This window comes from Colwellia sp. KU-HH00111 (assembly GCF_040362745.1).
Taxonomy (GTDB): Bacteria; Pseudomonadota; Gammaproteobacteria; order Enterobacterales; family Alteromonadaceae; genus Colwellia.
The window spans coordinates 266,325-279,464 of record NZ_BAABWO010000003.1; the positions used below are offsets into that span (position 1 = coordinate 266,325).

Genomic DNA, 13,140 nt, shown 5'->3' on the forward strand with positions numbered 1-13,140 from the left:
AACTAGTATTTATCAGATAAAGCTCAGTATCTAGATCTGAGCTGTAGGTAAAGCCTACTGAATTTAGAGCCTTGAACTCACAAGGCTCTATTTGTACAATAACTAAGTATATAACGAAAAGAGCACACTTTCTTGACCAAACTCAAATACCTTAGCGCTTACCCAAGCACAATACAAAATCAAGTTTATGATATGCTCAATAAAAAAACCTTAAGCAAATACCTGCTAGGTAAATACCCAAATAAGCACTCTATAGTCAATGATAAAGCCTTAAGAAACTATACTATTGATATTAAAAATAAATTTTTAAAAAAGTCTTCACCGCTTAGTAAAGTAAAATTCGATGATAAAATTCATGTCATCAACAATGCATTAGGTTTACATAGTTTCGTCTCTAGAGTTCAAGGCAATAAGTTAAAAAGTAAAAATGAAATACGTGTTGCAACAGTATTTAAAACAGCCCCCGAAGCCTTTCTTGAGATGATTGTGGTTCATGAATTAGCTCATTTAAAAGAAAAAGAGCACAACAAAGCGTTTTACCAGCTGTGCCAACATATGCTACCAAGTTACCATCAGATTGAGCTTGATTTAAGAATTTACCTCACTCAAATAGACAATATTGGTCAGATATATAATTAGTTTCTGATCTAATATAACGTAATGTAGCGGTTTAATTACAAGTTAACCAGCCAGAATTGAGCTTATGCCTGTAGCATTATTACCCTGTAAAAATCATCATCTTTTGTGTAAAAATATGTAAAGTCACTACCGCCTTTTGAGTTGTTTCAGTAAACTAACTTATTTGCTATTTCAACACAGGCGCAGGCTTTATGACCCGTCGTTATCGACTAAAACTTCCCTTGCTATCTACCCTATCAGCATTATTTTTATTGGCTTGTAGTAACACTTCACAAATCGATAAAGGTATTAAGGACATACCATTACCAACAAACTGGCAAGTAAATCAGCAAGCGACTAAGGTTGATAATAATTGGTTATCGCAGTTTAATGATCGCCAATTGCACCAGCTAGTAGAGAAAGCATTAACGTCTAATCATCAACTCGCCATTCAAGCTTACAATCTCAAAATTGCAGAGCAGCAAGTTATTTTTTCAGGTAGTGCTCTGTGGCCAGCACTCGATCTTGCGCTACGTAGTGACAGAACTAAAAACAGCCAAACTGATACGTATAGTAACACAAATAGCATCGGCCTTAATTTAAGTTACGAGGTCGACTTTTTAGGAAAACTAAACGATTCGCAGCGTATAAGTCATTATAGTTACCTTGCAAAAAAAAATGAATATGAACATTTCCAACAACAATTAGTCGCCAATGTTGTCACCGCGTGGTTTCAAGTGATTGAAGCGCAGAAATTACTTGCGTTATATGAAGATAGGGTAAAAACCTCTCAGCATAATTTAGCAATGATTGAGTCTAGTTATAATGCAGGATTAACCGAGGCCCTTGATGTTTATCTCGCTCGCAATGAATTAAATAGTGAGTTATCGTTAGTTGCTGCACAAAAAACATCTACAGCAAAAGCCATTAGAGCGCTTGAACACTTAATTGGTAGTTACCCTAAAGGTGGCCTAGTTGTTAATTCACATTTGCCCTTGCTCAATAATGATATCCCTGTGGGTTTACCATCCACCCTTATCAGAAGAAAACCAACCTTAAAAGCGAGTTGGTATCAATTACTTTCTCAAGATGCAGCACTAGCTTATGCCCATAAACAACGCTTCCCAAGCATAACTTTGTCTGGTTCGCTAAGCGATACAAATACTGACATTAGTGATTTACTCTCAAGCTCATCTCTTGCTTGGTCTTTATTAGGCAGTGTTACCGCCCCTATTTTTAATGCCGGTCGCTTAAAAGCTAACGAAGAAAAAACTCGACTAACACTGAAACAGGGTGAAAAAATCTATCTTGATGCCCTATATCTTGCGTTTGCAGAAGTTGAAAATGCGATCACCACTGAAAAAAACTTAAAACTCAGTTATACGGCTATGTTAGCAGCTCAAGAAAATGCCACTGTTGCAGCCGACTTATCTTTTGAACAATATCAAAGTGGCTTAGTGAGTTATACCACCGTACTTGATGCAAAAAAGCGAGCCGTTGATGCTCAGTCATCATTGATAAAAATTAAACTTCAACTACTTAGCAACAGAGTCAACTTACATCTTGCATTAGGTGGCAGCTTTAGTACCCCCTCAATTGAAAATAAGGCCAAATAACCATGTCTAACGCTTTTTCATATAAAAAATTACTTTTACCCGGTCTTATTATTCTTGCCACTGTTGCTTTGATAATGCTTATTATTACCAATCCACCAACAGCAAAACGCAATAAAGTGTCAAAATCGCCACAAATGACGGTAGAAACCATCACAATAACACCGCAAACTTATCAAGTGTTAATAGACAGCTTTGGAACTGTCAAACCTCGCACTCAAAGTGTGCTGTCCTCGCAGGTATCTGGGCATGTTAATTGGGTCAATAAACAATTTAAAGCCGGTGGTTTTTTTGAACAAGGTGATGTGTTAATTACCTTAGATGATAGAGATTATCGTGCTGAGGTTAGCATAGCTAAAGCAAGTTTATTGTCTGCCAAACAAAATCTAGAAGAAGAGTTAGCACGGGTAAAACAAGCAAAAGCCGACTGGCGCAGGCTGGGCAATAACAAACCAGCTAATGACTTAGTATTACGTAAACCACAATATGAAGCAGCGAAAGCACAAGTGTCTTCAGCACAAGCGTTGTTAACTAAAGCAAACCTTGCCCTTGAACGCACTAAAATTGTGGCGCCCTATACTGGTCGAATTTTAAACAAACATATAGATATTGGCCAGGTAATTTCCAGCAACACCCAATTAGCCGATATTTTTGCTGTTGATTATGTAGAAATACGTTTGCCAATAAAAAATAAAGACTTACCTCTAATGAAGTTGCCAGAAGAATATCGTAATAACAAGCAAACTTCCCAACAATTGCCCGTGACAAAAGCGACAACAATGCAAGCTAACATTGACTTGGATTCAGAGGCTGCTGCAAGTGATGTGATTATTTCTTCAGATTTGCTAGGTGAGCAACAGTGGCAAGGTAAAATCATTCGCACAGAAAGTGCCATTGATGAAACATCACAACAGCTTTACGTTGTGGCTCAAATTAATCATCCTTACGATATTGAGCATAATCAAAGTGGTCAAATTAAAATAGGTCAATACGTTAGTGCAAAAATAACGGGGCGCACCATTAACAATGCACTAGTTATCCCCAGTAAAGCGATTTACCAAGGCAGTTATGTTTATATTGTTAACGATGGTTTATTGATGCGTAAAGCAATCACCTTAGGTTGGCAAAATGGTATTGATGCAATAGTTAAAACAGGGCTAGTGGCCGGAGACGAATTAGTATTAACCTCTTTAGGACAAATTAGTTCAGGAACGGCGGTCACAATCACTAGCCCCTCAACAACCGAGTCCCCTGCGAAAATAAAAACCAAAAATCACCCACACAACAAAACAGCTGATATGGTGGATCACTCATGATTGCTTGGTTTGCTCGAAATCACGTTGCTGCCAATCTACTATTAATCACCTTATTAATAGCCGGTTTGTTTAGTGTTTATAATCGTATTCCGTTAGAAGTATTCCCTTCGTTTGCCACTGATCGCATCAATGTTAATGTATCATTACGTGGTGCTACTCCCGAAGATGTTGAGCAAAGTATTGCTATTCGTATTGAAGAAGCGCTGCAAGATTTAGAAGGGGTTAAACAAATTGCTAGTCGTTCACAAGAAGGCGCAGCAGCCGTAACTATTGAAGTAGACACAGGGTATGAACCGCGTGAAATGCTTGCCGACATAAAAAGTCGTGTCGATGAAATCAATACCTTTCCGGTAGATGCTGAAAAACCAGTGGTGTCACTAGCAACACGAAAGCGAGAAGTGATAGCCGTTACCATTGCCAGTATTTATAGCGAGAAAGAGACAAGGGAATATGCTGAAAAAGTGCGTGATGATTTATTGAAAATTCCAGCTATTACTCAGGTAGAACTTAGTGGTGTTCGTGACTATGAAATATCAGTTGAAATCCCTCAAGATAAATTACGCCAGTACGGCTTAACTATTGCAGAAGTTGCTAAAGCCATTGCTAATTCAAGCACAGACATTTCTGCTGGTAACTTAAAAACCCGAGGCGGTGATATATTATTGCGCTCAAAAGGCCAAGCTTACCGTAAAGATGAATTTGAACAAGTAGCCATAAAAACCACTACCGATGGCGCAATTATTCGCTTAAGTGATATCGCTCAGGTAAATGATGATTTTGAAGAAACGCCTGTTAGAACTCGATTTAACGGTAAGCAAGCGGCATTTATTGATGTATACCGTATAGGTCAACAAAGCGCTATTGACGTTGCTGATGACGTCAGAACATACATTAATAATCAACAACACACTTTACCTGAAGGTGTTGAATTAAGCTTCTGGGACGACGATTCTCAAATTGTCAAAAATCGTATTGCTACCTTAACAACAAGTGCCTTACAAGGTGGTATTTTGGTGCTGGCATTACTGACACTATTTTTGCGCCCTTCCATTGCGTTTTGGGTATTTATTGGTATCCCTGTCTCCTTTATGGGAGCTTTTATTATGATGCCATTTTTTGGCGTTACCTTAAATGTGATGAGCCTGTTTGGCTTTATCCTTGTTCTGGGCATTGTCGTTGACGATGCTATTGTCACTGGTGAGAACATTTATACACATTTAAAAACCGCTGAATCTGGCGAGGTAGCGGCAATTACAGGTACTCAAGAAGTTGCAACACCTGTCACTTTTGGCGTATTAACAACAGTAGCTGCTTTTTTACCCCTTGCTTTTATTGAAGGAAATCGTGGGCCTTTGTTCGCTCAAATTCCTGTGATTGTGATACCCGTGCTTATTTTTTCATTAATTGAATCTAAATTTGTTTTACCCTCACACTTAAAAAACTTAAAGCTTCGCTCTGCATCAGCCAAACAATCAAAATTCAGCCTTTTACAACAACGCTTTGCCGATGGCTTTGAACGTGCCATTATTCGTTTTTATCAACCTTTATTAAAGCGTGCTTTAAACCATAAAGCGGCAACTTTAGTTGGTTTTATAGGTGTGTTCTTGGTGATAGTTTCTTTAATTATGAGTGGTTGGACAAAGTTTATCTTTTTTCCTCGAATTCCCAGTGAAACAGTGCGAGCTTCCATTTCATTACCTGCTGGAGCACCTTTTGAAATTACGAACAGCTATATTATAAAAATGGCTGAAAAAGCAGAGTTATTAAGAAAAAAATATATTGAGCCTTCAACAGGAAACAGTGTCATTATTAATATTCTTGCCTCTACAGGCGGGCGTGGTGGCTTATCGAACCAAGGTAGCGTTCGTTTTGAAATTACCCCACCTGAATCACGTGAATTAGCCATCACATCAACAGAATTAGTCCGTGAATGGCGAAATTTAATTGGACCCATTCCAGGTGCAGAAAGTATCACTTTTAGGGCTGAAATTGGCCGTTCGTCAGATCCTATTCATGTTCAGTTTAAAGCTAATTCTTTGACAACGCTTAAAGAAGTCACTGACAAAGTCAAGCTTCGTTTAGCTACCTATCCCACTGTATTTGATATTGCAGACAGTTTATCTGATGGTAAACAAGAGCTACAAATAGAATTAACAGCGCAGGGTAAAGCTCTCAACTTAAACCGTATGGATGTATCCAACCAAGTTCGTAATGCTTTTTTTGGCGCGCAAGTACAACGCGTGCAACGTGGAAGAGATGATGTGCGGGTAATGGTTCGTCTCCCCTTAGAAGAGCGCCGCACAACCTCTGATTTAGATGACATAATTATCACCACCCCCAATGGCGGTAAAGTACCACTTGCACATGTTGCTCAGCTTATTCCCGGTAAAAGCCCTGCGACGATTTCAAGAATAGATCGCTACCGAACCGCAAACGTCAGTGCAGATATCGAAAAAACCAACACCAATATGACAGCGTTGCAGGCCGATTTAAAAACCTATTTGGACGAGCTTATTTTGCAATACCCTGGTGTAAGCCATTCGCTTGAGGGAGAAGCTAAAGAGCAACGAGAATCATTTAGCTCCTTAGGTTGGGCATTAGTATTTGTATTTTTTATTATTTATGCCTTGCTAGCGATTCCGTTTAAGTCTTACCTTCAGCCGATTATTGTGATGAGTATTATTCCATTTGGTATGATCGGGGCTGTAGTTGGGCACTGGATCATGGCGATGGAATTAACCATTATGAGCTTACTTGGCATGTTAGCACTCATTGGTGTTGTAGTTAATGATTCTCTCGTGTTAGTAGACTTTATTAACAAAAAGCGCAATCAAGGCGGTGAATTGATAGATGCAGTTCTCACAGCAGGCGCCTCAAGATTCAGACCGGTAATGTTAACCAGTTTAACCACATTTATTGGTTTGATGCCGTTGCTATTTGAGCAATCAACTCAAGCTCAGTTTTTAATTCCCATGGCGGTATCATTAGGTTTTGGTATTTTATTTGCCACCTTTATCACCTTAATTTTAGTGCCGGTTAACTATTTAATCGTTGAGCGTTTAATGACCATATTTACAACAACCAACACAGAGAAAATATTTAATGACCATAAGGTTAAAGTTTAACCCTAGCAAGCAAATAGCAGCAATGGATAAGTGGTTATAGCATTGTGGTATATCACTTATAAGCTAAAGCTATTTGCTTTACCAGCCTTTATACCGATACCATGAGGTATCATTGAAGTATGAATAGATGGAATGCTATGTCTTTGCTAGACAGAAATAACAATAGTGCAATATTGCTTGCAGGGATCTTAGCGCTTACTGTTGGAGTAGGTGTTGCTCGCTTTGTATTTACTTCTTTACTTCCGCCAATGTTGGATAATTTCCTTAGTATTTCGTTTGCTGGTGTTTTAGCTTCGGTTAACTACCTTGGTTATTTATCCGGTTCACTTTTTTCTGTTTTCATTAAAGATATTCATACTAAGGTTAAATTTTTTAGATTAGGTTTGTTACTGTGTGTTGTTACATCAGTGATCTTAGGCATCAGTGAAAATTATACAATTTGGCTTATTTCTCGTTTGTTTGCAGGTTTTGGTGCAGCAATGGCATTAGTTGTTGGCTCTGCCATTGTGATGCTAAAACTTAAGGGGACAAACAAAACAAAAGCCATGGGAATTCATTTTAGTGGACTCGGATTTTCTATCGTGATCACTGACATATTAATGCGAGCCGTTTTTATTTATGGCGGCGACTGGCAAGACGCTTGGCTTATTTTAGCTTTTTTTGGTGGAATATTTTCCTGTTATTGCATCTATATTTTATCATTTGATAAACAACCCTTGTCCGAAGTAATTACCCATAAATTCGACAAGTCGTTATTTTCTCCCTTGGTGATTATTTTAATTATTGCATACTTTACCGAAGGGGTTGGTATGGTGGTACAGGCCACATTTTTACCTGATATAGTCAATGCATTAGACGGTTTGGCCGGTTTTGGCGGTTACACTTGGTTAGTAGTAGGTATTGCTGGTATACCTGCTTGCATTATTTGGATGCACTTAGCTCATAAATTTGGCAGCATACCAATTATGATCATTGCAATGATGTTACAAATTGTCGGCATTTTAATTCCAACCTTTTCATCCAATGTTTACTTAAACCTATTGAGTGGCATACTCTACGGGGCGACCTTTGTTGGCCTAGTGGCCTTGTTTATGAATTACGGTGGGCAAATAGCAGCAAAGAATCCTGTTTTCATTATGGGAGCGATCACTGCCGCATATGGTGTAGGACAAATTTTAGCACCATTGTATTGTATTGCTTTTATTGAGTATTACGATAGTTATACCCCTGCCCTTTATTTAACCGCCCTCATTGTGTTTATCGGGGTGTTATTGCTCGCTTTTTCACATTATAAATTAAACAAACTGCAGCCTGTGATGACCTAACAAACTGGGTAAGCTAAAAAGTGGGGATTGATATTTCAAGGGATAAATTGTTTTTTTAACCATTAGAGTTTTGCTTAACTATTTGGATAATAGTTAAGCAGGTTAGATTAGTCTTCTACTCGAACACCCCAAACATCATGCTCATCGGCATGAATGATTTGTACCCATAGTTGATCGCCAGGTTTAGCATCATAATCATCTGATAAATACACTTTGCCATCAACTTCAGGTGCATCCATGTACGAGCGCCCAACAATCCCAAGCTCATTCACTTCATCAACTAGAATGAGGTACTCTTGACCGATACGTGCTTGTAATTTTTCGCTACTGATTCTGGCTTGTACTGCCATAAAGCGCTGCAATCTATCTTCCATTACTTGGTCAGAAACATGATCAGGTAATTCATTAGCAGTAGCGCCTTCAACGGGTGAGTATTTAAAACAGCCTACTCTGTCTAATTGTGCCTCTTCTAAAAAGTCTAACAATTCTTCAAACTCTTCTTCTGTTTCACCAGGAAAACCAACGATAAAGGTTGAACGAATCACTAATTCAGGACAAATTTCACGCCATTTAGCAATGCGCTCTAACACTCGGTCTGAGCTACCGGGACGCTTCATTAGTTTCAAAATGCGTTTATTTGCGTGCTGAAATGGAATATCTAAATACGGCAGTATTTTACCTTCGGCCATTAATGGGATAATTTTATCTACATGAGGGTAAGGGTAAACATAATGCAAACGAACCCAAACGCCCTGCTTTGCTAGCTCTTCACAAAGTTGCTGCATGTGGGTTTTAACAGGCATGCCTTCGTAGAAATCAAGCTTGTGCTTTACATCTACACCATAAGCAGAAGTATCTTGAGAAATGACTAACAGCTCTTTTACCCCAGCATTTACTAATCGCTTTGCTTCACCGATAACATCGCCCACTGGGCGAGAATCTAAATCGCCACGCATTGAAGGAATAATACAGAAGGTACAACGGTGGTTACACCCTTCTGATATTTTTAAATACGCATAATGTTTAGGAGTTAACTTAACGCCCTGCTCTGGTACTAAATCAATAAAAGGATTATGCTTTGGCTTACTAACATGCTCATGCACTTGCGTTAATACTTCATCATAAGCATGTGGACCAGTAACCCCTAGTACGTTAGGGTGTAACTCAATAATTTCATCTTTTTTAGCACCTAAACAGCCTGTAACCAATACTTTACCGTTTTCAGCTAGTGCTTCACCAATGGTATCAAGTGACTCTTGCACTGCTGAATCAATAAAGCCACAAGTATTAACGATCACCAATTCAGCATCATCATATGAATTCACCACATCATAACCTTCAGTACGAAGTTGGGTAAGAATTCGTTCAGAATCAACTAAGTTCTTTGGGCAACCGAGCATACTTACATCAATCCAACTGAAAAGTCTCGTTATTAAAGGCTTCGTTAATATTTTGGCAATTTTCAGCGATCACACAAACATCTTCTAATTAGAATCAAGGGTTTAATTATGATTTCAGTTAACCATAAACTGACATTGAATTTTGATCAACAATGTTCATATTCAGGGTAAGTTTAACTAAAATTTATTGCTTGTTTGTGAGGCAGGTTTAAGCCTTAGCCGACTGTCGAATTTTATCTCTGAACGCTACTTTGCCACTTTACTGACATGTGCTTCTAAGTGCTAATCAATGCTTTGAGTTAGATTTTGTCCCCCCAATAAGAGGCTAAAAATAGTTGGTTAAAATGTTGAATAACATAAACAACCAACCATTTTTTGTCCTTTTGCTAATCTTATGTGTAAAACTCTTATAAAATAAATATCTTATTAAAGTACTTTATCTACAATAAACCATATGGCACTATTTGTACTATCAATAAATTCATATTTTGCCGTCAACGGCAACTTGGCTGAACTAAAAGAAATTGTCAATGATTGGCTTTCATCCGGTGAAAGTACACCATTACCTCCAAGCAAGCTTGGATCTGTCGAATGTGTAACTGTTGTCCCATTAGCATCAACTACTGTTAATCTTGTCCAATTTAAACTTTGCGTATTTTCATTTTTAACTATAAAACCATAAGTACCAGTAACAGAGCCATTAATGTTACTTGTACTTTTACTAAACGTATAGCCTGAAATATTACTTGCTAAGTAATCTCCTTTTTCCGCTTCATTTTTCACAGATATGACTACGCTGCCTTCCAAGCTATCTTCATAACCATCATTAGCAATCAAAGAAAGAACATAATCACCATAAACATCAGGTATAAATGTAGGTGTTAAAGATGTCTTATCATTAAGATAAACAACACTTCCTGCTGGTTTTGACTTAAAACTCCATTCATAGGTAAGTAGATCAGAGTCATAATCATTGCCAGTGCCATTTAATTTAACTTCAGAAAAATCAAACTGAGTTTGATTGGAACCTGAATTGACGGTTGGTGTTGAATTGTAAGTTGAAAATGAAATGGTTACATTATCAGCTTCACTTGTAAGCTCACCGTCATTAACTGTTAACGAGAAAATATAGTCTCCTTCTAGATCAGCCATAAAGTCAATAGTTACATTTGTTGAATCTGTTAAGGAAGCATAACTACCTTCAGGTTTAGTTACCAAGCTCCAAGCATAAGTTAATGTATCGTGATCTGCATCTGAACTTGCTGAACCATCTAATGTGATTTTAGAAAAATTGACATTATGGATAGATTGGTTTTGATCATTACCTGCATTAGCGACAGGAATAGAGTTTGCTGTTTCTGCAAGAATAATTACAGTATCAGCAACACTATTTTCAGTGCCATCATTTACTACAAGTTGCGCGACATATTTGCCATCAAGATCAACCGTAAATGTTGGTACAGCACTAGATGAATCACTTAATGATGCAATGCTATTTTCAGGTAGTGATGTTAATGACCATGAATAAGACAGGGTGTCCCCATCAGAGTCAGAACTTGCACTAGCATCTAGTGTCACTATAGTTGTGGTTACAACATTTTGATCTGTACCTGCCTCTGCAACAGGAACAGAGTTTGGGGTTGTTGCAACAATAGTCACTGTGTCAGCAACACTATTTTCTGTACCATCATTAACAATAAGCTGAGCAACATATGATCCATCAATATCAGTCGTAAAAGTAGGTGAAGCTTCGGTTGAATTAGTTAATGATGCACCACTATTTTCAGGTAATGATGTTAATGACCAAGAATAAGACAGTGTGTCACCATCAGAGTCAGAACTTGCACTAGCATCAAGTATAACCACTGATGTTGTCACAACATTCTGATCTATCCCGGCATTAGCTACAGGGGCTTGATTTTTTGATGAGTCAGAAACAGAATTAGATCCTGAACCACCGCAAGCAGTAAGAGTTGACAGTAGCAAAGCAGCTACAAATATATTTTTCATTTTTAATACTCTACGTCCTATGATTATTAAGACCTAGGCTGGACGATAAAAAGCCTAAATCAATTAGAAGCTAAAATGTTTGAGAAACAAAAAAGTAAACTGGTTTAAATTGTCCAAATTTAGAAAGGTGGTTCATCCCAATCAATATCATCTATCTGAGGAATGCTCGGTGGCTGAACATTTTTTTGCCCCGACATCCCCGAAGTATTTGTTGGCAAATGTGAAGGCATGTTCGTTGGATTATTAGCAGGTGTTGCATAATTATTGTTGTTATTTTGACTAACATTTGGGTTATTAGCAGCGCCTCTATTTTCAACATTTTTTAAACTCTCAAGCATTTGCATCGTACTTGCGTGCACTTCAGTTACATAACGTTCATTACCTGTTTGGTCTTGCCATTTACGCGTTTTCAAGCTGCCTTCAATGTACACTTTGCTTCCTTTTTTAAGATACTGCCCTGCTATTTCTGCCAATTTTTTAAACATAGAAACTCTATGCCACTCAGTTTTCTCACGTTGCTCTCCAGTATTTTTATCTTTCCAGCTCTCAGATGTTGCTACGGTGATATTGGCAACCGAATCGCCATTTTGAAATACTCGTATTTCAGGATCTTGACCTAAGTTCCCGACTAAAATTACTTTGTTAATGCCTTTGCGAGCCATGATTTTTCCTAATTTATTAATGAAGTGTTTCAAGTGAATTGTTATTAGCACTGTTATCAAATAATGATGCTAAGTTTTGAAAAGGGTTATTGCTTATATGGTCTGTTTCGTCATCCAAAACAGATAGAGGATTTTTATATTCTTTATGAAGTTTTTTCATTTCGGCAACATCAGACTTTGTCAATAACCCCTTCTTTATTGCCTGATTTGATATTTCAATAGAGCTTAACCACAAAGTCCGTTTCTCTAATAGTGGAGATGTTAATGATTTTTCAAGGTCAGCTATCTGACAATAATCATCTTCATTCGCTTCAGTATCTAATCCATACATATGTGACATATCCACGCAAATTGAAAGACCACTAAGCGTGTTAAAATTCTCTTCGGCTATAGATATTGATTTATTAAGTTGTGCCCAACCTGATGCTTTTTTTCCTATTTCAGCATTAAATTTTTCTTTTAATTTTAATTCACAAAATATAAGTTCATTAGCTGTAGGCTCAGCTATAAAATCAATTTCTCTAAACCTTACATTTGATTTTTTATCGGTAAATTTGAGGATTCTATTTTTATTTTCATTTGATATTGAAGAGAGGATACTTTGAACAACGAACTCCCATTTCAATAGGGCTTTGTTATAGCTAGCTGCATAGTGATCAACAGACTTATATTGACGAACCTTGTCAGTTATTCTTTTATATTTTCTGTTATTTCTTTTGTAAGCTGGTGAAGTAGCGCTAATTAATTCAACATTAAAATATTCAGAGTTCATCATAATTGTTCCACTTTTATTGGGTTCAATTATAGAAACGTACTGAAGTAGTAAGAATTAACAAAATTTAAAATTTATATTTTAAATTTTAATTACTTAAAAAGTCAGGGGGATTTTAAATTAACCAAAATGAACACCCCACTACAAGCAGCGAGGTAACTGGTTATTCATCAAAGATGTTAGGTGTGACAATGTCAGTTCTGATATTTTATTTAAATGGATAAACAAAAGTAAAATTTGATGTCAATGTTCAGTAGCTTTTCTATAAGTAATTGAAAAGCCTTGATGAGAGGGACCTC

At 37.4% G+C, this 13,140-nt stretch carries 9 protein-coding genes; 5 read left to right on the forward strand and 4 right to left on the reverse strand.

Going from position 1 to position 13,140, the window contains the following annotated elements; all coding sequences use genetic code 11:
* Nucleotides 1-192 precede the first annotated feature (192 nt).
* From ABXG98_RS08345 to ABXG98_RS08365, 5 genes are all read left to right on the forward strand, one after another.
* A complete protein-coding gene (locus tag ABXG98_RS08345) occupies nucleotides 193-639 on the forward strand; it encodes a YgjP-like metallopeptidase domain-containing protein (protein ID WP_353538280.1) in 447 nt (148 codons plus the stop codon).
* 191 nt (nucleotides 640-830) lie between these two features.
* Nucleotides 831-2,234 (forward strand): efflux transporter outer membrane subunit, encoded by a 1,404-nt coding sequence (locus ABXG98_RS08350; protein WP_353538204.1) that lies wholly within the window; start codon nucleotides 831-833, stop codon nucleotides 2,232-2,234.
* 2 nt (nucleotides 2,235-2,236) lie between these two features.
* Nucleotides 2,237-3,547, forward strand: a complete 1,311-nt coding sequence (locus ABXG98_RS08355; protein ID WP_353538205.1) for an efflux RND transporter periplasmic adaptor subunit — start codon at nucleotides 2,237-2,239, stop codon at nucleotides 3,545-3,547.
* Nucleotides 3,544-6,672, forward strand: coding sequence for an efflux RND transporter permease subunit (locus ABXG98_RS08360; RefSeq protein WP_353538206.1), 3,129 nt, complete (start codon nucleotides 3,544-3,546; stop codon nucleotides 6,670-6,672). Before ABXG98_RS08355 ends, ABXG98_RS08360 begins: the two co-directional genes overlap by 4 nt.
* Before the next feature lie 119 nt (nucleotides 6,673-6,791).
* Nucleotides 6,792-7,997 (forward strand): YbfB/YjiJ family MFS transporter, encoded by a 1,206-nt coding sequence (locus ABXG98_RS08365; protein WP_353538207.1) that lies wholly within the window; start codon nucleotides 6,792-6,794, stop codon nucleotides 7,995-7,997.
* A gap of 107 nt (nucleotides 7,998-8,104) precedes the next feature.
* Here ABXG98_RS08365 and rimO read toward each other — a convergent pair whose 3' ends face one another.
* From rimO to ABXG98_RS08385, 4 genes are all read right to left on the reverse strand, one after another.
* Complete coding sequence (gene rimO / locus ABXG98_RS08370) at nucleotides 8,105-9,397, reverse strand: 30S ribosomal protein S12 methylthiotransferase RimO (RefSeq protein ID WP_353538208.1); 1,293 nt, start codon at nucleotides 9,395-9,397, stop codon at nucleotides 8,105-8,107.
* A gap of 426 nt (nucleotides 9,398-9,823) precedes the next feature.
* Nucleotides 9,824-11,407, reverse strand: coding sequence for a PKD domain-containing protein (locus tag ABXG98_RS08375; RefSeq protein WP_353538209.1), 1,584 nt, complete (start codon nucleotides 11,405-11,407; stop codon nucleotides 9,824-9,826).
* Between the two features lie 119 nt (nucleotides 11,408-11,526).
* Nucleotides 11,527-12,069: a single-stranded DNA-binding protein gene (ssb, locus tag ABXG98_RS08380; RefSeq protein ID WP_353538210.1), complete on the reverse strand. Its 543-nt coding sequence runs from the start codon at nucleotides 12,067-12,069 to the stop codon at nucleotides 11,527-11,529.
* Nucleotides 12,070-12,085: 16 nt separating this feature from the next.
* Nucleotides 12,086-12,844: a hypothetical protein gene (locus tag ABXG98_RS08385; protein WP_353538211.1), complete on the reverse strand. Its 759-nt coding sequence runs from the start codon at nucleotides 12,842-12,844 to the stop codon at nucleotides 12,086-12,088.
* Nucleotides 12,845-13,140 lie beyond the last annotated feature (296 nt).

Excerpts from the sequence above, each read along its gene's own strand:
- ABXG98_RS08345 (WP_353538280.1), top strand. The coding sequence starts at position 193 with ATGCTCAATAAAAAAACCTTAAGCAAATACCTGCTAGGTAAATACCCA.
- ABXG98_RS08350 (WP_353538204.1), top strand. The coding sequence starts at position 831 with ATGACCCGTCGTTATCGACTAAAACTTCCCTTGCTATCTACCCTATCA.
- ABXG98_RS08355 (WP_353538205.1), top strand. The coding sequence starts at position 2,237 with ATGTCTAACGCTTTTTCATATAAAAAATTACTTTTACCCGGTCTTATT.
- ABXG98_RS08360 (WP_353538206.1), top strand. The coding sequence starts at position 3,544 with ATGATTGCTTGGTTTGCTCGAAATCACGTTGCTGCCAATCTACTATTA.
- ABXG98_RS08365 (WP_353538207.1), top strand. The coding sequence starts at position 6,792 with ATGAATAGATGGAATGCTATGTCTTTGCTAGACAGAAATAACAATAGT.
- rimO (WP_353538208.1), bottom strand. The coding sequence starts at position 9,397 with ATGCTCGGTTGCCCAAAGAACTTAGTTGATTCTGAACGAATTCTTACC.
- ABXG98_RS08375 (WP_353538209.1), bottom strand. The coding sequence starts at position 11,407 with ATGAAAAATATATTTGTAGCTGCTTTGCTACTGTCAACTCTTACTGCT.
- ssb (WP_353538210.1), bottom strand. The coding sequence starts at position 12,069 with ATGGCTCGCAAAGGCATTAACAAAGTAATTTTAGTCGGGAACTTAGGT.
- ABXG98_RS08385 (WP_353538211.1), bottom strand. The coding sequence starts at position 12,844 with ATGATGAACTCTGAATATTTTAATGTTGAATTAATTAGCGCTACTTCA.